The organism is Xanthomonas rydalmerensis (assembly GCF_033170385.1).
Taxonomy (GTDB): domain Bacteria; phylum Pseudomonadota; class Gammaproteobacteria; order Xanthomonadales; family Xanthomonadaceae; genus Xanthomonas_A; species Xanthomonas_A rydalmerensis.
In genome coordinates this window covers 4,459,636-4,484,761 of sequence record NZ_CP126170.1, presented here as the reverse complement: position 1 = coordinate 4,484,761, position 25,126 = coordinate 4,459,636, and the positions used below count along the sequence as shown (strand labels likewise).

The window sequence follows — 25,126 nt, the reverse complement described above, 5'->3', positions numbered from 1 at the left end:
GGCCTGTGCGGATGAGCGCGCCACGCACGTCTGCCTGGCGCGCCGGCGCCGGTGCCTTGTCCGCGCAATGGGGGGCGATCCTGTGCGTGGCGGCGGTCTCGCTGGGGTTGTCAGTGTGGTTGGCGCGCAGCATGCAGCCGGAGGGATTCGGCCGTTACGCCTACCTGCTCAACCTGGCAACGCTGCTGGCGCTGGCCCAGGATGTGGGGATGCGCACGCTGGTGCTGCGCGAGCGCGTGGCGCCCAGCCCGGGGCTGGCCGAGTACGCGCCGGCGTTGCCGGGCCTGGCGCGCGGGCATCTGCTGCTCGCGACGCTGTTGCTGGTGGCCGTGGCGCTGCTGCTGCCACGCAGTGTCGGCGATCCGGCGCTGGGGTGGGCGGTGCTGTGCTTCGCCGCGGTGACCCTGTCGCAACTGGTCTCGGCGCAGCTGAAAGGCGCCGGGCACTGGCGCCGCGAAGCGCGTTGGCAGGTCGGCGCGCGTGCGCTGAGCGGACTGTCGATCGTGCTCGCGGTGCTGTTCCTGGGCGCCCGTCCCGAGGTGGTGTTCGCGGCCTGGGCCGTGGGGCTGCTGCTGGCGTACGCGCTGCTGGGTCGGGATCTGCACGATCGGCCGCGCTGGCGGCCGCAGGCCGCGCTGTATCGCGCCGCGGCCGGCTTCCTGTGGATCGACCTGGCGACCTGCCTGTACCGGCGCAGCGACATCGTCATCCTGCATCGTGCGGTGTCGCCGGCCGAGGTCGGCCAGTATGCCGCGGCCTATCGTCTGTTCGATGGCGTGCTGTTGCTGGCGGCGCCGGTGGCGCTGCTGTTCTTCCGGCGCCTGCGCCTGAGCCGTGTCGATCCTGCTGCCGCGCAGCGGCTGCAGCGCCGTACCCTGGCCGCCGCGGCGCTGGCCGGCATCGCGCTGGCGATCGCCGGTGCCGCGCTCGGCAGTTGGGTGGTCGGGCTGCTGTATGGGCCGGCGTACCGATCCACGGCGGGACCGCTGGTGGGCTGGCTGTTCGCCGCCTTCGTGTTCGTGCTGCCGAACTACGTGCTGACGCAGACGGCGATCGCGCTCGAGCGCCAGCGCTGCTACATGCTTGGCGCCGGCCTGGCGGCCGCGACCAACCTGGCGCTCAACCTGGTGCTGACGCCGCACTACGGCGCGCGTGGCGCAGCGCTGGCGACGATCGCCACCGAGGCAGTGCTGGCGGCGACGTTGTGGCTGGGGTTGCGCCGCGCCGCCGCACCGGTGGCGTGAGCCGCTTCGCATTGCCGCCATCGCGACCGGTATGGCACAGTGCCCGCTCCTCCAGCCGCCGATCGACATGAGGGGACATGCGATGCCGCGTAAGGCGCTGCGCCGGGCTGGTGACTTCCTTGTGACGCGAACACGGCGATGGATCCGATGCCTGGCAGAGACGATGTGCGTGACCGTGGCGACGATGCGTCGTTGGGCGACCTGCTGTTGGAGTTGCTGCGTTTCTATCGACAGTTCGGCCGCCTGCTGATTCCCGTGGCCGCACTGCTGGCGCTGGCCGCCGGCGTGCTGGTCGCGCTGCGCCCGGTCTACAGCGTCAGCGCGCTGCTGGATGTGCCGCAACTGACCCTGGAGCAGTGGCGGCGACTGCAGCCGATGCTGTCGGACCGGCAACTGGTGGCCGATTCGGTGGCCGCCATCGCATTGCCGGCGGATCTGCGCGAACGCGTGCAGCGGCAGTTCCAGCAGCCGCGCTACTGGGAGACGCGCGTGCAGTACCGCAGTGCGGTCGAGCGCGACGACATCCGCCAGCAGGTCAATATCGATCCGAAGACGGTCGGCGCGCTGGGCCTGGAGGTGGCGATCAACGCACGCGACGATGCGGCCGCCACGCAGCAGTTGCAGGCGATCGCCCAGCACGTGCGGCAGGTGATGCTGTGGGGCGGCCTGCGCGATGCGCTGGATGGCATGCGCCAGCAGACCGTGGAGAAGCGGCCGGAACTGCAGATCGCGCAGATCCAGCAGCAATTCGCCATCCAGCAGAGCACCCAGCAGGCGGCGGACATGCAGGCGTTGCTGGAGCGCTATCCGGAACTGCGGCGCAGCGAGGTCAACACGGTGGTCTCGGTCGGCGACGGCGGCGGCAAGTACCTGTCGCCGCTGGCGCAGATCGTGGCGTTGCAGGCCACCATCACCGAGACCCGGGCCAATCTGCGCCAGGGCCAGCGCGAACTCGAACAGCTCGACTGGAAGCAGCGTTTCCTCGCCTGTGCCGACAAGCGCGCCTCGACACTGCATTCGGGCAAGGCCCTGCAGGACTGGCTGCAGGCGTGCCACGCGGCGGTCTTCGCCGCCGGTGCGCAGGCCGATTCGGTGCGGGAGCAGATCGCACGCGAGATCGAACTGACGCTGGCCCAGCAACGCGGGCGCGCCCAGCAGGTGCGTTATCGGGCGCTGCCGGCGCTCTCGGCGACGCCGGTGCCGGCGCGGCGACCCGTGCTGGTGGCAGTCGCGGTGTTCGTGGCGGCGCTGCTGATGATGTCGCTCGGGCTGGGCCTCTATGTCGCGGCCCGGCGTCTGCGCGATCCGTCCGCGTGGTCGCCGCAGCGCGATCCACTGTTCGCCTGGCTGCCTGCCGGACTGCGGCGCCGGTTGTTGCCCGACGACGCGTCGCCGCCTGTACCGAGGCGATCGTGAAACGGGTGCTGGTGACCGGCGCCGCCGGCATGATCGGACGCCGGCTGGTCATGGCGCTGTTGCAGCGCGGCGACGCGGTCGCTGGCCTGGACGACCTGTCCAGCGGCATGGCCCTGCCGGAGGGCCTGCACGTCGCGGCCGTCGCCGACATCCGCGACACGGCCGCGGTGGCTGCCTGTTTGCGTACGTTCCGCGCCGACGCGGTGGTGCACCTGGCCGCGATCCACCATATCCCGACCTGCGAACGGCAGCGCATGCATTGCCTGCAGGTGAACGTGGTCGGGACCGAGAGCGTGCTGCAGGCCGCCGACGACACCGACGTGCGACAGGTGCTGATCGCCTCCAGCGGGGCGGTGTATGCCTGGGGCGAGCAGGCGCTGGACGAAGCCGGCAGCCCCACGGAGGCGCGCGACAATTACGCGCTGTCCAAGCTCTGCAACGAAGGCCAGTTGCGCCTGTGGTGCGCGCGCGGCGGCGGCCGCCGCGGCCGGGTGGCGCGCCTGTTCAACAGCATCGCCCACGACGATCCGAACGCGCACCTGATTCCCGAGGTGCTGGCGCAACTGGCGGCCGATCCGGCGCCGGCGCCGCTGGTGCAGCTGGGCAACCTGCAGCCGCGCCGCGATTACCTGCATGCCGACGATGCGGCCGCCGGGCTGCTGGCCCTGCTCGACGATGCGCGGGCGGAGCCGGCCTACGATGTGTTCAATCTGTGCTCGGGCGTGGAGCACTCGGTCGGCGAACTGGTGGAGGAAATCGGTGCCTTGCTCGGCCGTGCACCGCGGGTGCAGGTGGATCCGCAGCGGCAGCGTGCGCATGACCGGGCGCATCAGCTCGGCAACCCGGCCAAGGCCGCCGCGGTGCTGGGCTGGCGCACGCGCTGGACCCTGCGCGAGGCGTTGCAGCGCACGCTCGCGCCGGAGCAGGCTGCGGACACACGCGTTCCCGGATGAGCGCACTCGACCGGATCGCTCAGTGCGCGGCCGATCCGCGCGTGCAGCCGGTGGCGAAGGTCGTCGAGGACGGTGTTCTCGACACCGTGCCGTGTGCGTCGCGCGCATCTGCCGCTGACCAGGCGTACGCCGCCGTCTCCACGGTCACGCGCACCCGCGTGCGCCATTGCGCTGGTCGGGATCGAGCCTGGATACTCGGACGTTTCCGCCCCTGGCCCGACGTACGGTGTCCGACGTGTCCGTAACGCTCATCGAACGCCTCAAGCTCGCCTATCGCGGCCTCCGGGTCGGCGCGAACCTGCATCGCAACGATGCGCTGGGCGCGCTGTATCGCGCCTGGGCCTACGTGCATGCCACCCAGCTTGCCGGCGATTACTACGAGTTCGGCGTGTACCGCGGCAACAGCCTGGCCCATGCGTGGCTGTGCTATCGGCACCAGCGGCGGCGCATCGAACGCAGCGCCGGTTTGCCCTTCCAGCATCGGGGCACGGTGCTGGGCTTCCTGGCGCAGCGGCCGCGGTTCTACGGCTTCGACACCTTTGCCGGCATGCCGCGCAATGCCGAAGGCGAGGACAGCCTGGCCACCGGCAGCTTCCTCGCCGCCCAATCCGAGGCGCAGGCGCGCTGCGCCGCGGTGGGGCTGCGCGCGCCGGACCTGCACCTGGTGCCCGGCCTGTTCGCCGACAATGCGCATGCCATCGGCCACACCCAGGCAGCGATCGTGAACCTGGATTGCGATCTGTATGCCTCGGCATGCGATGCGCTGACGTTGATCGCACCGCGCCTGGTTCAGGGCAGCGTGCTGCTGTGCGACGACTACGATCTGTTCCAGGCCGATCGCCAGCGCGGCGAACGGCGCGCCCTTCGGGAATGCGCCGAGCGGTTCGGCATCGAATTCGAGCCGTGGTTCGTCTATGGCGCGGCCTCGCGCGCCTTTCTGTGCCATGTGCCGGCGGCCGGATCTCTCGCCCGGCCATGAGCACGGCCGGGCGCCTGCGCGCGGGATTCGTGTCCGGCGCGTTGTTGTATGCGCTCGGGCAGGGCTGCGCACTGCTGTTCCAGTGGCTGCTGTTGCGCCAGTTCGGCCTGCAAGGCTATGGCGAGGTGGGACTGGCGCATCTGGGACTGACCACGGTGCTGTTTCTGGCCGACCTGGGCTACGCCTCGCTGTTCCTGCGCGAAGATCCGGCCGCGCCGGGATGGGAGATGCGCTGGCGGCAGGCGCTGCGCCATCGGCTGCTGGCCACCCTGGTGCTGGATCTGGCATGGGTCGTCGCGGCCGGATGGTCCTGGCAGTGGCGGGGCGCAGGCTTCGGCTACGTGCTGGCGGTGCTGCCGGCCACCCTGTTCGGCCTGGTCAATTATTCGGCGCCGTTGCTGGCGCAGGCACGGCGGCTGTCGGGATTCGCCGTGCAGCAGGTCGCGATGCCGGTGGCGATCCTGGCCTGGCTGCTGCTGCGGCCGTTTCCCGGGTGTGGCGGCGCGGTCGGTGCCGGCATCGCCGTGAGCATCGGCTATCTGCTGCAGGCGCTGGTCAACATGGCGGTGTTCGCCGCGCCGCTGCGCCTGCTGTGGCCGCAGCGCGGCCACGGCCGCCATCTGCTGGCAACGGCCGTGCAGCTGTCGCTGTTGGGCATCGCCGGCATCCTGCACGATCGCCTGACGCCGCTGCTGCTGGCGGCGGTGGCGCCGGGCTTCCTGCCGGTGTATCTGTTCCTGGGCTATCTGCTCAACGGCGCCAGCGGCGTGTTCAATCAGTTCAACCGGCTGCTGCTGGCCGAGGCCGCCAGCGAGGCCGGCCAACGCTGGGCGCAGTGGCTGATCTCGCTGGTGCTGGGCGGCGCGGCGCTGGCCGCGCTGCTGCTGCCGCTTGCGGTGGCGGCCTGGGGCAGTGCCGAACAGCGGGCCTGGTGGCCATGGACGACGCCGGTGTTGGCCGGTGGTGCGACGGTGCTGCTCAGCGGGGTGCTGGCGGCGCTGCTGATCGGGCGCCATCGCGAACGCGCGCTGTTGCGCCTGCTGCTGATCGGCTTGCTGTGCAGCGCGGGGCTGCAACTGGCCGCTGCGGCATGGGCAGCGCCGCAGTGGCTGCTGTGGGGGCGGCTGCTGTGCCTGTTGGGGATCGCCGCGGTGAGTCTGCGGCTGTGCGGCCTGCGCCTCAACGGCGGCGGCGTTGCGGCGCTGCTTTCGGCATTGCTGGCGGCCTCGCTCTGGGGCGGGCGGATCGGCTGGACGCTGGCGGCGGTGCTGCTGCTGCCGGCGCTGTGGACGGCCTGGCGCCAGCGCAGCCTGTTCGCGCCCGCGCCGGAGCGCGCGGCGTGACGCGGTCGTCGAGGTTCGCTGTCGTGTCGCGCCGCAGCGTAGGGGCAAGGAGGCGCGCATGTGCGGCATAGTCGCGTTGCGCAATTTCGGCGACGGCGCAGCGCTGCAGGCGCAGGCCGAACGCGCGTTGGCCGCCTTGGCCCGGCGTGGTCCGGATGCGCAGGGACTACTGTGTGAGCAGCAGCCCGTGCCGACCGCGCTGGGCCACCGCCGCCTGGCCATCCTCGACCTGAGCGAGGCGGCGACGCAGCCGATGCGCTGTGCCGACACCGGCAACGCGGTGGTGTTCAACGGCGAGATCTACAACTTCCTGGAACTGCGCCGCGAACTGGAAGCGCTCGGCCATCGCTTCCGTACCGACAGCGATACCGAGGTCCTGCTGCATGGCTGGCGCGCCTGGGGCGAAGACCTGTTCGCGCGCTGCAACGGCATGTGGGCGATCGTGTTGCTGGAGCAGGCCAGCGGCGATCTGATCTATTGTCGCGACCGGCTCGGGGTGAAGCCGCTGTACCTGCATCACGACGGCCGGCAGTTGCTGCTGGCCAGCGAGATCCGCGCCATCGCCGCGGCGCTGGGCGGCTATCCGCCGCCCAATCCCGGTGCGATCTTCGATTTCCTCGTCGCCGGCCTGTCCGACCATCGCGGCGAGACGTTCTATGCCGGCATCCGTGCGGTGCCGCCCGGCTGGGTGTACCGCGTCTCGGCGGACGGCCACAGCCGCCGCCACCGCTACCATCGCTGGCCGCTCCCGGGCGAGGTGGCGCCGCTCGACGACGAGGCGACGCGCGCGCTGCTGGAAGATGCCACGCGGCTGCGCCTGCGCTCGGACGTGCCGACGGTGACGCTGCTGTCGGGTGGGCTGGACAGCGCGATTCTGACCCGGCTCAGCCTGGGCGCGGCGCATGCGCCGCGCACCTGCTTTGCCGGCGCCTACACCTACGGCTACCGCGACGCCGAGCAGGCGCGCTTCGACGAGGTCGCGGCCGCGTCGGGGTTGATGGCCGAATGGGGCGAGGCGGCGCGCCACCGCGTGCACCGCGCGCATGCGATCCCGGCCGAAGACGAGTTGCTGGAGCTGGTGCGCGCGCAGGAAGAGCCGTTCTGCACGCCGTCGATCCTGGCCAGTTTCCGCATGTACCGGGCCGTCCGCGACGCCGGCTACCCGGTCGTGCTCAACGGCGAGGGCGCCGACGAGCTGTTCGGCGGCTACGTCCGCCTGTACCTGGCGTTGAGCGCGCGCAGCGCGCTGCACGCTCTGCGCCTGCCGACGCTGGTGCGCCTGCTCGGCAGCGGCGCGGTGGATCCGAGGTTGTTGCTCAACCGCCTGGCCTGGGATCTGCCGGCCGGTTCGCTCGGGGCGTTGCTGCGGCGGCAGCGGCCGAGCGTGGCCAGCATGTCGGCGGCGCTGTGGCACGACCAGGCGTCCCGTCTGGCCGTGTTGCAGGCCGATCGCCGCGGCGACGTGCAGGCGCGCCTGCGCGCCGACGTGCTGACGACCAACCTGCCGATGATCCTGCGCATGACCGATCGCAACAGCATGCACTCCGGGGTGGAGGTGCGCGCGCCATTCCTGGATTACCGGGTGGTGGAACGCGCGCTGGCCACGCCGGCGCAGCGGCGGATGGGCGACTACCATGGCAAGGCGTTGCTGCGGCAGGCGTTCGCCGGCATCTTGCCGCAGCGCCTGGTCGGCCAGCGCAAGAGCACCGGCTTCGGCCATGCCGAGCAGTTCCTGGTCGATCGCATGCCGCTGCAGCCGATCCTGGCGACATTGCCGCCGGAGCTGGGCGAATTTCTCGACCTGGCGGCGTTGCGCAGCCAGTGGCAGCGTGGCGAGGCGCACAGCACGCTGTGGTTCGCCCTCTCCGTGGCGCTGTGGTACCGGAGCATCTATGGCTAGGCCAGGGCGTGTGCCGATGGAACTGGCGGCCGACGCGGGCGTGTGCCGTTGTTGCGGCGCCACCACGCTGCAACGCGCGGTGTGGCCCGAGGTGTATGCCGACACCGGCCAGGAATTGCGCCGGTGCGGGCAGTGCGCGCTGGCCTATCTGGCGCCGGACTTCACCGAGGACACCCTGGCGCGTTTCTATGCGCACGACTACCGGCGACTGTTCCCGGCCGAATCGCCCTGGCGCAGCGAAGCGCGCTTCTTCGCCTGGCGTGGCGACCGGCCGATCGCGCAGCGACGGCTGCAGTGGATCGCGCCGCAACTGGCGAACGGTGCCCGGCTGCTGGAAATGGGCTCGGGTTTCGGGGCCTTCCTCGGCGTCGCTGCGGCAGCGCGTCCGGACCTGGCGCTGTGGGCGATCGAACCCGATCTGGAACATCGTGCGCGGCTGCTCGGCGACGCGCGCGTGGCGTTCGTGCCGGATCTGCAGGCGGTGGCGGACGCCAGCGTCGACGCAGTGGTGGCGTTCCACGTGCTGGAGCATCTGCCCGATCCGCGCGGTTTCCTGCACACGCTGACGCGGATCCTGGCGCCAGGCGGACATGCCTGGATCGAAGTGCCGGACGTGATGGGCGATTGGCGCTCGCGCAATTACGTGCATCCGGCGCATCTGAGCTATTTCTCTGGCCCCGTGCTGCAGCGCTTGGCGCTGAGCGCCGGGCTGGAGGTGGTGCAGTGCGGGGCGCATCCGGCCGGCGGCGTGCTGGCCGACAATCTGTGGGTGCAACTACGGCGGCCGCCGCATCCCTGCGCCACGCCACTGGCCGGCGCCAGCGCCGAGGAAGTGCGCCTGCTCGATGCACGGCTGGACAGCGTGGGCTGGGGCCTGCGCGATCGTCTGCGGCGCGCACTCAAGCGCGTGATCGTGCGTGCGTTCGGCCCCGGCCTGCCCGGCGAAGTGCAACGCTGGCGCGGACGCCGGCACGTGCGGGAGGCGACGCGCGATGCGCTTCGCTGACTTCCAGCAGGCGCTGCATGCGCACTATGGCGAGGAGGCCGCGGCGGCGCGCCACGAACTCTATTTTCTCGCCAGGCGTGGGCGCGGCGCGGTGGTGCGGGCATTGCTGGCGACGGTGCGCGATGCCTGGCTGTGCTGGCGCCTGCCACGCGCGCCGGCACCGTTGGCCGCCTGGGTGGCGCTGGTCACCCTGCCCGGCGCCAACGGCTGGGCTGCGCTGGCGCCGTGCGTGGCCGACCTGGCGCAGCGCGGCATCGCCTGCAGCGTGCTGATCCATCCGCGCCTGCGCAGGCGCGTCGCCGGCGACCCGCCCGCTCGCCCGGCAGCGGCCGCCTGGCGCCACGCCGCCGGTGCCTGGCGATTGCGGCAGACCGCCGCAGGCGCGCCACCGTTGTCGCCCTGGCTGGTGCGCTGCTGCGTGTTCCGGCAGCGCCTGTGGCGTGGCGCCTGGGCGCGGACTCTAGTCGCGCGTGGCGAGGCGACACTGCTGCTGCACAACGACTTCGACCTGTATGCGGTCGCCGCGCAACAGGCCGCAGGCACCGGCTGGCGCAGCGTGTGCGTGCAGCATGGTCTGCCCACCGACGAGTTCTTCCCCGTGCGCGCGCAGCGGCACCTGCTGTGGGGGCCGAGCAGCGCACAGGTGTTCGCGCAGCATGGGGTGGCGCCACAGGCACTCGGCTATGGCCCAGCGTTGCTGCCGGCCGCTGCAGCGGCCGAGCGTGCCGACGACGCGCCGTTGCCCGCGGCGCTGTGCCTGGTGTCGCAGACGCACACGCCGATCTATGGCCGTCCGCTCGCGGCGGACTTCCTGGCCCTGGCGCAGGCCCTGGCACAGTGCGACGGCCCCACGCTGCAGATCCTGCTGCATCCGGAGGAGGTGCGCGGCGGCCATCCATATGCCGCCCCCGTGCTGGCGACCCGTTGCCGGCGTCCGCCGCATGCGCTGCTGGACGCTGCCGCGGCGCCGGCGATCGTGGTCGGTTTCTGCTCCACTGCCTTGCTGCAGGCCGCCTGCCGTGGCCATTACGTGATCGGCCTGGCCTGGCCGGCGACGCAGTCGCTGGATGCGCTGGCGGTCGGGCGTCCGCCGACGCAGGTCGCTGATGCCTCCGCGCTGTGCGCGTTGATCGGCCAACTGTGTGCGGACCCGTCGGCATGCCGGCGCCTGCTCGCGCAGCAGGCGCAGTGGCTGCGCCAGACCTTCGCCAGCGACCCGCACTGGCCGCAGCGTCTGGGAGCGATGGCGTGAGCCGGCTGAGGCGGCTGGGGCTGGTGCTGCTGATCCTGTGGATCCATCTCGGCGATCTGCTGGTGGCCTGGCTGTACGCCGGCGGCGCGTTGCCGCAGGCGACCTGGCTGCGGCCACTGCGCGATGCCACGGTCCTGGGGCTGGCCGCGCTGTGCCTGCTGACCGCGCGCATGCCGCGGCCGATGCTGCTGTCGGTGCTGGTGTTCGGCGCGTTGGCGGCCGCGTACGCGCCGCTCGGGTATGCGCATGGGCTGCCGGCCGGCATCGTCGTGGGATCGTTCGGCGTGGTGATGGTCCCGCTGCTGTTCGTGCTGGCCGGTTACGGCGGCATGCCGCAGCCGCGCGATCTGCGCGCCGCCACGCGCACCCTGGTCTGGCTGGGCCTGGCCAGCGCGCTGTTCGGCGTGTGGGATCTGACCCATACCGACTTCTGGGTGAGGCAGGTGCGCTTGCCGGACTACCTGCAACAGGTCAAGGGCGTGATGCCGCAGGACACCGACCCGGAGACCGGGTTGCCGTGGAATTTCGTCGGCGGCGAAGATTACGCGCGCCGCGCCGGGGGACTGCTCGCCGCACCGTTGGCGCAGGGCCAGTTCCTGGTGACCGCGGCGCTGGCGGCGTTGGCGCTGTGGCAGCGGCGCTGGCCGTGGCGGGCACTGCTGGCCTGTGCCGGGCTGTTCGCGGGGATCTGGATGTCCGGCACCCGTGGCGCGATGCTGGCCGGCATCGTCGCCGTGCTCGGCTATCTGCTGACCGGGCGCGGCCTGGTGCGCTCGGCGTCGGCGCGGATCGTGCTGGCCGGCGCGGTTGGGTTGGCGATCGTGGTGGCCTCCTACGGCATCGTGGTGATGTCGGTGAACTTTCGTGACGGGTCCACCATCGGCCACTGGTGGGCGCTGCAGCGCAATCTGGCCGACCTGCATCAGGTCGCGTTGTTCGGCGGCGGAATCGGACGCCAGGGCGCTCTCGCCGCGCGGCAGGGGCTGACCGATCTCGGCGGCGGCGAAGGCGCGATCTTTAGCATCGCCTATCAGATGGGCGTGCCGGCGGCACTGCTGTTCCTCGGCTTCCTCGGCTGGTGCCTGCGGACCCTGTGGCGCACCTACCGCCAGGACGACGATCGCCTGGCCCTGGCCAGCTTCTGGCTGCTGTGCGGCATGATGACCACGCTGGTGTCCTCGGACAACGCCTTGACCGTGTCCGGTGCGGGCGGCTTCTGGCTATTGCTCGGCGGCGTGTTGCGGCAGTGCCGGAGGCGGGCACGTCCAGTCCAGACGCACACCCCCGCGCTGCCGCCGTCGGACGCTGCGGCGGAGGCCTGAGTCGTGCGCATCCTGCACGTGTACAAGGATTTTGCGCCGCTGCGCGGCGGCGGCGGCGTGGCCCGGCACATCCATGGCCTGGCGGTGCTGGCGGCGCAGGCCGGACACGCGGTGCGGGTGGCGGCGCCGGCGGCGGAAGATTCCGGCCGGCCCGACTACGCCACGGTCCGCGTCGCCGCGGCCGGGTTGTGGCCGCAGATCGGCTGGGCCGATGTCGTGCACGTGCACGGCGCACGCACGCCGATCGCGGCGCTGGCGGCGCTGCTGGCGCGCTGCCGCGGCAAGCGCGTGGTGTACACGCCGCACTGCTACTACGACGATGCGCCCAGCCTGGGCAAGCGCCTGCGCAAGCGCGTCTGGGATGCGCTGGTGGAACGTTCGCTGCTGCGCCGCGCCGATCGCGTGGTGCTGCTGTCGGCCTACTGGCGCGAATACCTGCAGGCACGGCGGATGCCGGCCACGCACGCGCTGCTGCTGCCCAATGCGGTCCTGGCCGCCGAACTGCCGGCGGCTCCGGTCGAGGCCGCCACGCTGGCAGGCGCGCCGGCCTTGCTCTCGGTCGGCCGCCTGGATGCGGTGAAACGCCTGCACGATGCGATCGCGCTGCTGGCGCAGCAGGGGATGGACGCGGCGGTGCTGCATCTGGTCGGGCGTGGACCCGATCGCGCCCGGTTGGAGGCCTGCGCGCATGCACACGGCGTGGCCGCACGCGTGCGCTTCCATGGGTTCGTCGCCGACACCGAGGTCGCGGCGATGGCGGCGCGCGCCGATGCATTCGTGCTGCCGTCGGCGGTGGAAGGCATGCCGACGGTGTTGATCGAAATGCTGCTGCTCGGTTGTCCGGTGTTGGCCAGCGACATCCCCGGCAATCGCGCGATCCTGCAGCCGCTGGGTTTGCAGGATGCGCTGTATCCGCTGGGCGATGTTCCGGCGCTGGCGTCGCGGGTGGCGGCGCTGCGCCGGCAACGCGTCGCGCCGCAGGTGGTGGCCTCGGTGCATGCCGGCTTCACTTGGGAAGGCATTCGGCCGCAGGTACTGGCGCTGTACGATGCAGTGATCCCCGAGGAGCCTGTCCCTTGAACCCCAGTCCGCCGCGTCTGCGTTTCTTCGATTGCCCGCTGGATCTGCTTGCGCCTGCCGAGCTGCTGCAACGGGCACAGACCGCCGCCTCCGGCGGCGCGCCGCTGCGGATCGAGGGCCTGAACGTGGCCAAGCTGATCGATGCGCGCGCGCAGGCGCCGTTGCGCGAGGCGCTGGAGGAGGCCGAACTGGTGCATATCGACGGCAGCGGCATCAGCATCGGCCTGCGCTGGATGGGCGTGGAGCCGCCGCCGCGGCGCGCCGGTATCGATCTGATGCAGGACCTGTGTGCGCAGGCCGCGCAGTCCGGCGACGGCGTGTATCTGCTCGGCGCGCGGCCGGCGGTGGTGGCGGCCGCGGCCGAGCGCCTGCGTGCGGCCGCGCCAGGGCTGCAAATCGTCGGCGCCCGCGACGGCTACTTCGGCGAGGCCGAGGTGCCGCAGGTGGTCGCGGCGATTCGCGCCTCCGGCGCACGCTACCTGTTCATCGGCATCAGCTCGCCGAAGAAGGAACTGTTCCTTCAGCGTTACTGGTCCGACCTGGGCGTGGCGGTGGCGATGGGCGTGGGCGGATCCTTCGATGTGCTGTCCGGCATGCTGCCGCGCGCGCCGCTGTTGATGCAGCGGTTCGGCATGGAGTGGCTGTTCCGGCTGGCGTTGGAGCCGCGTCGCCTGGGCTGGCGTTACGTCCGCACCAACTTCCTGTATCTGCTCCTGCTGCTGCGTGCGCGCCTGAGCCGGCGCTATCGCGCACGCGCGGCGATCCGCGAACCGGCATGAGCGCATCGGCGACGGGCGCGTCCGCTGTTGGCGCGCGCGCGCCGCAGCCGCTGGCGGTCGCGGCATGCCTGGGCGTGTATCTGCTGTTCTGCCTGCAGCAGGTGGTGCTGACCGGACGTTACTTCGGCGTGGGGCTGTCGCTGGGCTCGATGGCGATTCGCGCCTTCGTGCTGGGCGTGGCGGTCTGGGCGCTGTGGCGGCATGGCGTGCCGTCGATCCTGCGCGCGCCGTTGCTGGCGATCCTGGCGTGCCTGGCGGCACTGGTTGCGTCGGTGCTGGCATCGGGATATCCGGAGTTGGCGTTCAAGTTCGCCGTGCGCTACGCCACCGCCTTGCTGGCGCTGTGGGCCATGCTCAATCTCGCGCTCGCCTGCCCGCGCTGGCCGCGTGCGGCGACGCTGGCGGCATTGATTGCGCTGTGGTGGAACCTGGCCCTGGGGCTGGCGGTGCGCCTGCACTGGCCGCCTGCACTGCGCCTGTCGTTGGCCTTCCACGCCGAGGACAGTTTCAAGTACCTGCCGCGGATCTCCGGCATGTACGAACATCCGGCGCTGCTGGCGGCGAGCGCGGTGGTGGTGGCCACGCTGGTCCTGCAGTTGTGGCGTAGCGGCGCGTTGGGACGCGTCGCGCTGGTCATGGCGCTGCTGGGTGCCGTGCTGGCGCTGGCGCTGACCCAGGTGCGCAATCCGCTGTTGCCGGTCGGTGCGCTGCTGCTGTGGTGGGCGTGGCCGCGGCGCGGCGCGTCGCGCGTGCGTCGCAACGCGGCCGTCGCGGCGCTGCTGGGGTTGTCGGGGCTGGCCGGCTTCGTGCTGTGGCAGCGCTATGCGGACATGACCAGTGCGGTGCACGAAAGCACGCTCACCGCGGTGTCGCTGGGGCGGACCTATCTGTGGGCCGGCGCGTTCGAGGCCTGGCGCAGCCACCCGTGGTTCGGGCTGGGTGCCGGGGTCTTCCAGTTCCTGGTGCCGGACTACACCGGTGGACGCTTCGATCGCGGCGAACTGCATGCGCACAACCTGCTGCTGGCGGTGCTGTCGGAAACCGGGCTGTGCGGGCTGCTGGCGTGCCTGGGCTTGCTGGTGGCCTTGTGGTCGCCCCTGCTGCGGCAGATGCGAATGCGCGCCTGGGCGCTGCTGTGGGGCGTGTTGCTGCTCGGCCTGGGTGTGTTCGACTTCTACCTGCAGTTCTATGCGTTCTCGCTGCATGCGGCGCTGGCGGTGGCGACGCAGTACGCCCTCATGTGCGCTTCCGCGCGATCGCCCGAATCGGGCCGTCAGCGCGCGGCCTGACGCAACGGCACGCGTGCCGAGAAGCGTTGCCCGGCCTGGGTGCTGGTCAGCAGGGTGTCGAGCACGTCGCGATAGGCATGGCCGTCGCCGAACGGGTTGCGCCATGCCACCTCGCGCGCCAGCAGCGCGTCGGCGGCCACGCGCAGACCGGGCGCGTCCAGGCTCAACGGCAGTTCCGCCCCGCCGACCTGCAGGGTTTCCGGCCGTTCGGTGTTGGTGCGCAGCACCAGGCACTTGCGCTGCAGGATGCAGGCCTCCTCCTGGATGCCGCCGCTGTCGGTCATGATCAGCGATGCGCCCTGTTGCAGCGCCAGCATGTCCAGATAGCCGACCGGCCCGATCGCGCGCAGGCAGCGATGCCGCGCCGAGGCGGCATCGCCCATGCTCGACAGGCGCGGATGCATCGGGAACACCAGCGGCACGCCGGCGTCCTCGGAGATCGCCGCCACCGCCTGCATCAGCGCGGCGAAATGCTGCGGATCGTCGGTGTTGGAGCGCCGGTGGCAGGTCAGCAGGTGGTAGGCGCCCTCACGCAGTCCCAACCGCTGCAGGATGTCCGACCGTCGCAGGGCGGTGCGCGCGTGCGCCAGCGTCGCATCCGCCACCGTGTTGCCGGTGACCCGGATGCTCGCCGGCGCCAGGCCTTCCTCGCGCAGGATCTGCGCCTGCAGCGGGGTCGGGCAGAACAGGTGATCGGACATGTGGTCGATCAGGACCCGGTTCACTTCCTCCGGCATGCTGCGGTCGCGGCTGCGCAGGCCCGCCTCCACGTGCGCCACCGCGATGCCGAGCTTGTTGGCGGCCATGGCGCCGGCCAGCGCGCTGTTGGTATCGCCCTGCACCACCACCACGTCCGGGCGGATACGTTCCAGTACCGGTTCGATGCCGCACAGCATGCGGCCGATCTGGGTGGCGTGCGACGCCGAGCCGATCCCGAGGTTGTAGTGGGCGCGCGGCAGTTCCAGTTCGTCGAAGAAGATGCGGTCCATCTTTTCGGCGTAGTGCTGGTTGGTATGCACGATCGAGAAGCGCAGGCCGTCGCGCTCGCTGGCCGCGATCAGCGAGGCCAGCTTGATGATCTCCGGGCGGGTGCCGAGAACGTAGCTGATATGCATCGGATTCGGACTCCCCCGGTCCTGCGGTCAATAAGCGTCGCGGTCGAACAGCACGATCACGCCGGTCTGCGCGATGATGCTCAGGTCCAGCCACAGCGACCAGTGCTGGATGTAGTACAGGTCGTAGTCGATGCGCTTGCGCATCTTCTCCACCGTGTCGGTCTCGCCGCGCAGCCCGTTCACCTGCGCCCAGCCGGTGATGCCGGGCTTGACCCGGTGGCGTTGCAGGTAGTTCGGCACCAGGTCCTGGTACTGCGCGTTGTGCGCCAGTGCATGCGGACGCGGTCCGACGATGGACATGCGCCCCTGCAGCACATTGAAGAACTGCGGCAGCTCGTCCAGGCTGGTGCGGCGCATGAAGGCGCCGAATCGGGTCACCCGCGGATCGCCGCGCTGGGTCTGCGGCGCGGCAGCGTCGGCGTCGTGCAGACGCATGCTGCGGAACTTCCACAATTCGAATGGTTGACCGTCCCAGCCGTGCCGCGTCTGCCGGAACAGCACCGGCCCCGGCCCGGACAACTTGACGCCCAGCGCCAGCGCCAGCAGCAGCGGGCTGCTCAGCAGCAGGATCAGCGCGGCCAGCAGTTTGTCGGTGACGTCCTTGAGCCATTGCGCGGTGCGCGACAGTGGCCGCACCGACAGCTCCAGCAGCGGCATTCCCGCCACCTCGGCGATGCCGTGGTGAATCATGCCGAAGGCAAAAATGTCCGGGATCCAGCGCACGTCCACGCTGCTGGCGTCGAGGCGGCGCATGCTCTCGCGGATCAGCGCTTCCTCGCGCATGGGCCAGGTCAGCCACACTTCGGCAATGCCCTGCAGATCCAGCCATTGCGGCAGTGCCGCAAGGTCGCCGTTGCGGATCATCGCCGGTGAAGGCACCCATTGCAGTCCGGACCATGGCCCCTGGCTGATCCGCGCGCCGACCTGTTCGACCCGCTCCGGCGGACCCAGCACCGCGATTCGACGTGTGCCGATGCCATGTCGGTGCAGCCAGCGCAGCAGACGATCCGCGGCCAGGCGCACCCCGATCAGGCTGCACGCGCCGATCACCGCCCAGTACAGAAACCACAAGCGCGAGAAACTGGGGCCGGTCTTGCTCAGGAAACTCAGCGACGCGAGCACGCCCAGCACCACGCCCCAGCCGAGCAGCAACCGGCCCAGCATCATCGTCGGCAGCGCCAGGCGCCAGCTGCGGTACAGCGCCAATTGCGAGAACACCAGCAGCGTCAGCGCGGTGCCAGCCAGCAGCGCATACGGATAACGTGGCGCCTCGGGCAGGTTCGCCTGGCCCACGCGCAGGGCATAGGCCAGCAGGCCGCTACCGATCACCACCGCCGCATCGGCCACCTTCAGCAGCGTCGCCGCCAGCGCCATCGCATCGCCGACCATGCCCGCTGCCGCCGTCCGCGGCAGTGGCCTGCCCAGCAGTCTCATGCGCGTTCGCTCCGCGCGCTGCGCGACTGCATTGCCTTGTTTCCGTGCGTCCCCAAGCTGCTCCTCATCCCCATTCCCTGTCTTCTGCCCCGCGCGCCCCGCAGACACTGCGGTAAAGTGCCAGATAGGCGTCGGTCATGCCGTCGGCGGTGAACAACCGCCGGTATCGCGCTTCCGCGTGCCCCCCGAAGGCCGCGGCGATGTGTGGATGGTCCCATAGATAGCGCATCGCGTCGCGCAAGGCCACCGGATCGGCCGGCGGCACCACCAGACCGGTTTCGCCATCGATGTTGACGAAGCTGGTCCCGGTGCCGATCTCGCAGGAAATCATCGGCTTGGCGTGCATCGCCGCTTCCAGCAGGGAAAGGCCGAAGGCTTCGGAACGCAGATGCGACGGGAACACCAGCGCGTCGCAGGCGGCGAGCAGGGCGTGCTTGTCGGCCTCGTCCACCGTGCCGAGGAACTGCACGTGGGGCAGGCCCAGCGCCTGCGCCTGCGCGCGCAAGGCGGACGCTTCCGGGCCATCGCCGACGATCGCGATCGGGATCTGCAGCCCGTGTGCGGCCTCCAGCAGAAAGCGCACGCCCTTGTAGTAGCGCAGCACCCCGACGAACAGCAGGAAGCGCGGACCCAGGCGAGTGCGCCAGGCCTGCATCCGCTGCGTCGATGCCGCGTGTTGCGGCGCGGCATCCAGACCGATGGGAATGACGCTGACCTTGGCGCGGTGTTCCGCCAGGACCGCGCTGCTGGCGAGGTAGTTCGGCGAAGTCGCGACGATGCGGTCGACGCTGCGCAGGAAGCGCCGCTGCAGCGGTCGGTACAGGCGCAACAGCTGCCGTTGCCGCACGATGTCCGAATGGTAGGTGAGCACCGAGGGGGTGCCCGCCGAGGCGGCGAAGTGCAGCGCGTCCATGAACGGCCACGGGAAGTGGTAATGGATCAGGTCCGCGCGGCGCGCCAGTTGCGCGTAGCGCCGCACCAGGCCGACCGAGACCGGCATCGAAGCGAACTCGGCGATGCGGCGCAGCCGATGCAGCGTGTAGCCGGCATGGAGGCGGGTGCCGGCCTGCGCGGCATCATCGCACAGCGCCAGGACCTCACTGTCCACGCCGCGCGCTTGCGCCTGCTGCGCCAGCGTATGCACCACCCGCTCGATCCCGCCGATGGAGTCGGGCAAGGCGGTCTTGTAGACATGCAGGACGCGCATCAGCCCGGAGCTCCGTGATTCATGCGCGCATCGCGTCGCGGTAGGCGTCGACAGTGCGCTCGGCGCACGTACGCCAGTCGAACTCGGCAGCACGACGGCGCCCGGCCGCGCTCAGCGTCGCGCGCCAGGCCGCATCGTCCAGGCCGCGCGCGAGCAAGCCGACCAGACCGTCCACATCGCCGGGATCGAACAGTGCGGCCGCGTCGCCGGCGACCTCGGGCAGCGCCGCCGCATTGGAACACAGCACCGGTGTGCCGCTGCCCATCGCCTCCAGCACAGGCAGGCCGAATCCCTCGTAGAGCGACGGGAACACGAACAGTCGCGCACCGGCGACCAGCGCCGGCAGGCTGGCCTCCTCCACGTAACCCAGGTAGCGCAGCCAGCCGTCGCGTTGCGCCTGCGCCATGCGCTGGTGCAGCGCCTCGCTGTGCCAGCCCGGATGGCCGGCCACCACCAGTGGCCAGCGCGTGCGCAGCGCCGTCGGCAGCGCGGCATAGGCCTGCAGCAGCGTCTGCAGGTTCTTGCGCGGCTCGATCGTCCCCAGGAACAGCGAATAGCCATCGGCCTGCAGGCCCAGCGCCTGCAGCGGCGGCTGCAACTCCTCGGTGCGATGCGGGCGAAAGGCCGCATTGCCGGCCAGCGGGATGGCGCGGATGCGCGCCAGCGGCCAGTCGAACTGCGCGGCGATCTCGCGCCGCGAGAATTCCGAGACGGTCAGGATCAATTGCGCGCGGCGCAACGACAGCGCGAGTTCCTTGCGCATGTAGCGTACCCGGTCGGCACGATGGCACTCGGCCCAGCGATAGATCGAGACATCGTGGAAGGTGGCCACGCAGGGGCCGTCGAACGCCGGCAGGTAGTAGTTGCAGCCATGGAACAGGGCCGGCGCCTGTCCGCGCAGCGCGCGCGCCTTGGCTGCATTGTTTATCCGCCGGTAGATGTCGACGGCCGGCTGGATGCCCGACAGCCGGTCGCGCAGCCACGGCACCAGCGTCGGTGCCGGGCCCGGCGCTGGCAGGTCGTTACGTAGGCGTCGGCCGTGCAGGAAGCGCAGCGAATCGATCTGCGGCAAGGCCGCCAACTGCGTGGCCAGTTCCTGCGTGTAGCGGCCGACGCCGGTCAGCGGATACCGGATCGATTCCGTCGCCAGAATTACGTGCATCGTGACCACGGTCGCGCGCCACGCACAGCGGGGCTGGCGCCGCAGTGCCGATCCTGCGTGCGCGCGGCGGCCGGGCCGGGCGCGACTGCCGCCGACGCTCCGCGTTGGGCGAGCGTCGTCATGGCGCGGCGTGGGACGTGCTGCTGGCGCATCCTGGTTTCCCCTGGTCGGACATAGAGTCTAGAACGAAGCTGCGCCGCCCAGGCGGTGAGCGATCCTGGCAGGCGATGCGCGCCGGTCTGGCCGACCATACGAGCCGCTGCCGCTCAGGAGGCCAGTGCGTCGCGCGGGCGATGGTCGCTTCGAGTCCCGACGCCGTCCATCGCGGATCGCCATCCCGGCAGTGCGCGGGCAGCGGCTGCAGCGCCGGGCGGGCAGCGGTTGGCACGCCGAATTCCTGTCTCCGCTCCGCGTTCGTGCGGTTTCGTCGCAGCGCGCTGGCGCCGCCGGCTGCGGCGGCTATGCTCGCTGGCACCTCTTCCGGTCCCCGGCCGCCATGCTCGCCAGCCTGTTCTTCATCGTCCGTCTGTTGTGCGCCTGGGCCGTGGCGGTGGTCGTCGCCGGCTTCGTCTGGAGCGGACTGTTCTACGCCATGTCCAGACCGCCGGGCTGGTTCTTCGGCCTGTTGGCGATGCTGCTGATGCTGTCGGCGCTGATCGCCGGCATTACCCACCTGCGCCGGGTCTGGCTGATCGCCGGACGCCTGGACTGGGAGACCCTGGCCAGCCGCCAGCGACGCCAGATCGAGATTCCGCTGGACACCCGCGAGGCGTTCGCGCTGCTGGATGCGGCAGTGCGCGAACTGCCGCGGGTGGAGGAGGTCGAAAGCACGCTGGACAGCCTGCAGGTGCGCGCCAAGGTGCGCCGCATCGATCCGTACAACGGCCGCCGGCCGTCGCGCTGGAACCTGGTCGCGCGCTTCGCGGTCAAGCGCAACCAGGTGCTGGCGACGGTGACCCCGGGCACCGGCACCAGCAGCCTGACCTTGCTGCTGGAGCCTGATGCCAGCGCCTGGATCGACCTGTTCGCGGTCGACGAAGGCAGCAACTACGAGAACGCCGAGGCCTTGGGCCGCGCGCTGACGCGGCGCGTGGCCGAGCTGCGCCGCGACGAGCAGGCTGCCGCCGCGCAGGCCGCCACCGAGCAGGAGCTGACCGTGGCGCGGCTGAATCTGCTGCACGCGCAGGTCGAGCCGCATTTCCTCTACAACACCCTGGCCAGTGCGCAGGTGCTGGCGCGCACCGACCCGCCGCGCGCCGACCTGATGCTGGGCTATCTCATCCAATATCTGCGACGCTCGCTGCCCAGCGCCGAGGACGCGATGAGTTCGCTCGGCGACGAGCTGGAGCGGACCCAGGCCTATCTGGAGATCCTGCGCATCCGCATGGGTGCACGCCTGCAACTGCAGGTACAGGTGCCGGAGACGATGAAGACGCTGCCGCTGCCGTCGATGATGTTGCAGACGCTGGTGGAGAACGCGATCAAGCATGGCCTGGAACCCAAGCCCGGCGGCGGCACCATCTGGATCATGGCGCGCGTGGTCGACGACCACGTCACCCTGACCGTGGCCGACGACGGCCTGGGCTTCAACACCCAGTCCAGCGGCACCGGCATCGGCCTGAAGAACCTGCGTGAGCGGTTGCGCCTGACCTACGCCGGCGCGGCGAGCTTCGCCATCGTCTCCAACTTCCCCAGTGGCGTGGCCGCCACCATCACCCTGCCGTGGCCGGTTGGGGCGCCGCCGCCGCCACCGCCATTGCCGGTGCCGATGGCCATGGGAGCGCAGCATGGCTGACGCGATCGTCGCCGAGGACGAAACCCTGCTGCGCGACGCGCTGGTCGCGCTGCTGGGCGAGGTGTGGCCGCAGCTGCGCATCGTCGCCGAGTGCGAGGACGGCGCCAGCGCGCTGGAGCGGCTGGCGGAGCTGCGCCCGCAGGTGGCGTTCCTGGACATCCGCATGCCCGGGCTGAGCGGCATCGAGGTGGCGCGCGCGCTGGGGGAACTGAGTCCACACACGCAGGTGGTGTTCGTCACCGCCTACGACCAGTACGCCATCGATGCGTTCGAACACGGCGCGGTGGACTACCTGCTCAAGCCGATCGTGCGCGAACGCCTGCAGGCCACGGTGCAGCGGCTGCAGGCGCGCGCGGCGCAGGGGCCGGATCCGGCGGTGCTCGATGCGCTGCTGCAGCGCCTGCAGCAGCGCCCGGCCGCCCCGTCGGCGCCGCCGCCGCTGGCCTGGGTCACCGCCAGCAGCGGCCGCGAGACGCGGCTGATCCTGCTCGACGACGTGCTGTATTTCCAGGCCGACAGCAAGTACACCACGGTGCTCACCCGCGATGGCGAGGCGGTGCTGCGCACCTCCCTGCGCGAGTTGCTGGACGTGCTCGATCCGGCTGCGTTCCGACAGATCCACCGCTCCACCATCGTCAACCTCAAGGCGGTGGCCTCGGTGGTGCGCGACGACACCGGCAAGGGCCGGCTGAAGTTGCGCCACCGCGACGAGGTCCTGACCGTCAGCCAGCCGTACATGAGCCTGTTCCGCGGCATGTAGCCGCGGCATCACCTTCCGCTTCGCACTGGAACAAGGAATCTCCGCATGCGCCTGCTCTCCTTGCTGTGGTCGTGCCTGCTCGGCCTGTTCGGCTGCCACGGACAGGCCGATCTCGACCTGTCCGTCGGCGCCAGCCGCGAGACGGTGGTGCAGGCCAGCGAACGCGGCGTGCCGCTGCTGTTCAGTCGGACCACCTACCGCGGCGGCCTGGCCACGTTCCGCTGCATCGACAGCCACAGCGGACGCTGCCACTACCAGGTCTACGCCGCCTGCACGGCATCGCAGGCGGCGCATGGTAGCGACGGCGCTGCCTGCAGTCCGCGCGTGCTGCAGGCCTTCGATCTGACGGTCGGCCAGCGCCGCGAGATCGCCGGGCTGCCGCGCGATTTCCGGCAGTGCGTGGTGTCGGATGCCTCCGCATCTGCGTGCGGGCGCGATTGAGGGGCGATGGCGTGTGGCTGGCCGACATGATCTGCCGCGGCATCTGGCGATGTCCGGATGATCGCGGCTGTTGTGGGAGGGGCTTCAGTCCCGACAGCGGGTGCAAAGCGGCTGCCGGATGACGTCATGTGTCGCGCCTGAAGGGCGCCTCTGACAACGACGCGAGCCCTCCTGTAGGAGCGGCTTTAGCCGCGACGGGCTTTCCCGGGAAAGCCCGTCGCGGCTAAAGCCGCTCCTACGAAGGTGACACGACATGTTCGCTTGAGTCGCGACAAAGTGCGTTATTGGAGGTGCCCTGCAGTCGCTCCCACAGGAGGCTGCTCCGTCCCTTTCGGCAGGACGGCATGGCGGCGCGGGGATGATGCGTCGACCGCGCGGTCATGCGCCGCAGGTCGCGCTTGCGACCACGCATGCGCGGCGGGGAAGCGACGCCGTCTGCTCAGTAATCCACGCCCACCGAGAACAGCAGCGTGCGCGGGTCGCCCAGGGCCACGGCGCGCTGCAGGCCGCCGGTGTAGTAGTCGCGGTCGAAGGCGTTCTTCAGGTTCAATGCGTAGCGCCAATGGCCCTGGCGGTAGCCCAGGCCGGCGTCGAACACCAGGTAGCCGGGGATGCGGTGGCCGTAGGCGGTCTTCTCGCCTTCGGCACGCGCGCCGCCGCTGACGCTCCAGCCGTCGGCCGCGCCGTGGGCGCTGTACTGCAGCCAGAGCGAACCGCTGTGCCGCGGCACGTTGTTCAGGCGGTCGCCGATGCTGCTGACGCGTTGGCCGCCATCGTCGGTGACCACCGCATCGGTGTAGGCGTAACCGCCGAACAGGCTCAGCCCGTTGCCCAGGTCGGCGGTGGCGTTGAGTTCCAGGCCGCGGCTGCGCTGTTCGCCCACGGCGATGCTGTAGCCGTCGTTGAACGGATCGGCCTGCAGCACGTTGCGCCGGCGCAGGTCGTACAGCGCCATGCTCAGGCTGGTGCCGCTGCCCACCTCCATCTTGACGCCCAGTTCCACCTGGCGCCCGCGCTCGGGGTCGAACTGCGCGCCCTGCGCGTCGGTGCCGACGTTTGGATAGAACGAGGTGGCGACGCTGGCATACGGGCGCAGGCCGCCGCCGGCGTCGAACATCAGTGCTGCCGAGCCGGTGGTCGCGCTGGCGTCGTTGCGCACGTCGCTGCCGGCCAGGTGGTCCTCGCTGCGGTTGCGGCTGCGGTCGTGGCGCAGGCCCAGCAGCAACTGCCAGTCGGGCGCGAACTGGATGCGGTCGCGCAGGTACAGGCCGCCGGAGGCGACCACGCTGAGATTGTCGCGATTGGGCCGGGCCGGGCAGACCACGGCGCTGCCGTAGACCGGCGCGTACACGTCGAGAGTGCCGACGCGGCAGGTCGACTGCACGTTCCACTCCCAGGTCTTGAACGCGTCCAGGCCGGCGGTGACGGTGTGCTGCCAGGTGCCGGTGGCGAAGCCGCCCTGCAGGTAGGTGTCCTGCACCCAGGTGCGCCCGTCGAACTGTTGCTGGGTGGCGGTGCGACGCAGGGTACGCAGGTCGGCGGCCAGGCCGTTGTTGGCGATCAGGAAGCCGTCCAGGCCGAAACTCTGCCAACGTGCGGCGTGGTGCAGGGTCCAGCCGTTGTCGAAGCGGTGATCGAGCACGTAGCCGATCCGGCTCTGGTGGCTGTGGTACGGCCGCTGCCCGGGTTCGCCGGTGAACAGCGCGCGGTCGATCCTGCCATTGCGGTTGGGTTCGGCGCTGCCTTCCCAGGGCAGGCCCTGCTGGCGGATGTAGTCGCGTTCCTGGTAGCTGGTCAGCAGCACGAAGTCGGTGCGCGGGCCCAGGTCCAGCGACAACGACGGCGCTATCCAGCGGCTGCGAAAGTACACGTGGTCGGTCGGGTCGTCGCTGTTCATCGCCAGCGCATTGAGGCGCAAGGCCGCCTTGCCGTCGGCCGACAGTGGCTGGTTGAAATCGACGCTGCCCTGGCGCAGGCCATCGCTGCCCACGCTCAGGTCGACCCGCCGCATCGGCTCGGCGCCGGGACGCTTGCTGATCAGGTTGACCAGGCCGCCCGGCAGCACCTGCCCGTACAGCAGCGAGGCCGGGCCCTTCAGTACCTCCACCTGCTGCACGCCGAACAGTTGCTCGGCCACGCGGTTGTTGGCGGCGGTGCGCAGGCCGTCGACGAACAACGCGTCGGAGGCGGTCTGGCCGCGGATGATCAGGTCGTCCCAGCCGCGCCGGCCATAGGTGTTGGCGACCACGCCGGAGACGTTGTGCAGCGCGTCGGACAGGCTCAGCGCCTGCTGGCTGTCCAGCAGCGCACGCGGCACCACGGTGATCGAGAACGGCGTCTGCGCCAGCGGCGCGTCGGACTTGTCGGCCTGCACCGGTCCGGTGGCGTGGAAGCCGCTCTGGGCGTCGGCGCGCACCTGCACCGTGGGCAGGGCGGTCGCCTGTGCGGCATCGGCGCTGCTGTCGGCGGCCGTGGCGGTATCGGCAGTGGCGGCGTGCGCAGGCAGGGACAGCGCCATGCCCAGCAGGCAGGCGCAGGAGAGGGGGTGCAGTGGCATCGAGACCGTGGGGGCGAAAGTTCTAATCGAGAATGATTATATTTCGCGAAATGGGCGTTGGGAATGCCCATGGCCGGCGCGTGCGTTGCAGC

General features: G+C 70.8%; 20 protein-coding genes. 15 read left to right on the top strand and 5 right to left on the bottom strand.

The features are described from left to right. Window positions 1-11: 11 nt before the first annotated feature. From QN245_RS19075 to QN245_RS19020, 12 genes are all read left to right on the top strand, one after another. The gene (locus tag QN245_RS19075; protein WP_317843922.1) at window positions 12-1,244 is read left to right on the top strand and encodes a lipopolysaccharide biosynthesis protein; all 1,233 of its coding nucleotides are present in this window, start codon (window positions 12-14) and stop codon (window positions 1,242-1,244) included. 147 nt (window positions 1,245-1,391) lie between these two features. After that, the gene (locus QN245_RS19070) at window positions 1,392-2,660 is read left to right on the top strand and encodes a hypothetical protein (protein ID WP_317843921.1); all 1,269 of its coding nucleotides are present in this window, start codon (window positions 1,392-1,394) and stop codon (window positions 2,658-2,660) included. Further along, a complete protein-coding gene (locus tag QN245_RS19065) occupies window positions 2,657-3,613 on the top strand; it encodes an NAD-dependent epimerase/dehydratase family protein (protein WP_317843920.1) in 957 nt (318 codons plus the stop codon). The genes QN245_RS19070 and QN245_RS19065 overlap by 4 nt, the downstream gene beginning before the upstream one ends. 235 nt (window positions 3,614-3,848) lie before the next feature. Beyond that, entirely contained in the window at window positions 3,849-4,592 is a 744-nt protein-coding gene (locus QN245_RS19060; protein ID WP_317843919.1) for a TylF/MycF/NovP-related O-methyltransferase, read from the top strand. Further along, window positions 4,589-5,935, top strand: coding sequence for a hypothetical protein (locus QN245_RS19055; RefSeq protein WP_317843918.1), 1,347 nt, complete (start codon window positions 4,589-4,591; stop codon window positions 5,933-5,935). The genes QN245_RS19060 and QN245_RS19055 overlap by 4 nt, the downstream gene beginning before the upstream one ends. Before the next feature lie 58 nt (window positions 5,936-5,993). Further along, window positions 5,994-7,835, top strand: coding sequence for an asparagine synthase (glutamine-hydrolyzing) (gene asnB, locus QN245_RS19050; RefSeq protein ID WP_317843917.1), 1,842 nt, complete (start codon window positions 5,994-5,996; stop codon window positions 7,833-7,835). A 16-nt stretch (window positions 7,836-7,851) separates the two neighbouring features. Beyond that, on the top strand, window positions 7,852-8,841 hold the full coding sequence (locus tag QN245_RS19045) for a class I SAM-dependent methyltransferase (RefSeq protein WP_317843916.1): 990 nt from the start codon (window positions 7,852-7,854) through the stop codon (window positions 8,839-8,841). Beyond that, window positions 8,828-10,093, top strand: coding sequence for a hypothetical protein (locus QN245_RS19040; protein ID WP_317843915.1), 1,266 nt, complete (start codon window positions 8,828-8,830; stop codon window positions 10,091-10,093). Before QN245_RS19045 ends, QN245_RS19040 begins: the two co-directional genes overlap by 14 nt. Beyond that, a complete protein-coding gene (locus QN245_RS19035) occupies window positions 10,090-11,415 on the top strand; it encodes an O-antigen ligase family protein (protein WP_317843914.1) in 1,326 nt (441 codons plus the stop codon). The genes QN245_RS19040 and QN245_RS19035 overlap by 4 nt, the downstream gene beginning before the upstream one ends. A 3-nt stretch (window positions 11,416-11,418) precedes the next feature. Then, window positions 11,419-12,495 (top strand): glycosyltransferase family 4 protein, encoded by a 1,077-nt coding sequence (locus QN245_RS19030; protein WP_317843913.1) that lies wholly within the window; start codon window positions 11,419-11,421, stop codon window positions 12,493-12,495. Beyond that, on the top strand, window positions 12,492-13,274 hold the full coding sequence (locus QN245_RS19025) for a WecB/TagA/CpsF family glycosyltransferase (protein WP_260302936.1): 783 nt from the start codon (window positions 12,492-12,494) through the stop codon (window positions 13,272-13,274). Before QN245_RS19030 ends, QN245_RS19025 begins: the two co-directional genes overlap by 4 nt. Further along, complete coding sequence (locus QN245_RS19020; RefSeq protein ID WP_317843912.1) at window positions 13,271-14,563, top strand: O-antigen ligase family protein; 1,293 nt, start codon at window positions 13,271-13,273, stop codon at window positions 14,561-14,563. The genes QN245_RS19025 and QN245_RS19020 overlap by 4 nt, the downstream gene beginning before the upstream one ends. Here the strand turns inward: QN245_RS19020 and wecB are convergent. From wecB to QN245_RS19000, 4 genes are all read right to left on the bottom strand, one after another. Further along, window positions 14,548-15,678, bottom strand: coding sequence for a non-hydrolyzing UDP-N-acetylglucosamine 2-epimerase (wecB, locus tag QN245_RS19015; RefSeq protein WP_317843911.1), 1,131 nt, complete (start codon window positions 15,676-15,678; stop codon window positions 14,548-14,550). The two genes, QN245_RS19020 and wecB, sit on opposite strands and share 16 nt — an antisense overlap. A gap of 27 nt (window positions 15,679-15,705) precedes the next feature. Continuing rightward, window positions 15,706-17,112: an undecaprenyl-phosphate glucose phosphotransferase gene (locus QN245_RS19010; RefSeq protein WP_317843910.1), complete on the bottom strand. Its 1,407-nt coding sequence runs from the start codon at window positions 17,110-17,112 to the stop codon at window positions 15,706-15,708. 64 nt (window positions 17,113-17,176) lie between these two features. Further along, window positions 17,177-18,319 carry a glycosyltransferase gene (locus tag QN245_RS19005; RefSeq protein WP_317843909.1) on the bottom strand — a complete coding sequence of 381 codons (1,143 nt, stop codon included), beginning with the start codon at window positions 18,317-18,319 and terminating at the stop codon, window positions 17,177-17,179. A gap of 19 nt (window positions 18,320-18,338) precedes the next feature. Further along, window positions 18,339-19,481, bottom strand: coding sequence for a glycosyltransferase family 4 protein (locus tag QN245_RS19000; RefSeq protein ID WP_317843908.1), 1,143 nt, complete (start codon window positions 19,479-19,481; stop codon window positions 18,339-18,341). Between the two features lie 496 nt (window positions 19,482-19,977). Here QN245_RS19000 and QN245_RS18995 point away from each other — a divergent pair, with 496 nt between their 5' ends. The 3 genes from QN245_RS18995 to QN245_RS18985 are packed head-to-tail and all read left to right on the top strand — an operon-like array spanning window position 19,978 to window position 22,477. Next, entirely contained in the window at window positions 19,978-21,276 is a 1,299-nt protein-coding gene (locus QN245_RS18995) for a sensor histidine kinase (protein WP_317843907.1), read from the top strand. Further along, window positions 21,269-22,036, top strand: a complete 768-nt coding sequence (locus tag QN245_RS18990) for a LytR/AlgR family response regulator transcription factor (protein ID WP_317843906.1) — start codon at window positions 21,269-21,271, stop codon at window positions 22,034-22,036. Before QN245_RS18995 ends, QN245_RS18990 begins: the two co-directional genes overlap by 8 nt. 45 nt (window positions 22,037-22,081) lie before the next feature. Next, entirely contained in the window at window positions 22,082-22,477 is a 396-nt protein-coding gene (locus QN245_RS18985; protein ID WP_317843905.1) for a hypothetical protein, read from the top strand. 439 nt (window positions 22,478-22,916) lie between these two features. On the opposite strand, the gene QN245_RS18980 is transcribed toward QN245_RS18985, so the two are convergent. Next, window positions 22,917-25,034, bottom strand: a complete 2,118-nt coding sequence (locus tag QN245_RS18980) for a TonB-dependent receptor (RefSeq protein WP_317843904.1) — start codon at window positions 25,032-25,034, stop codon at window positions 22,917-22,919. Window positions 25,035-25,126: the final 92 nt, after the last annotated feature.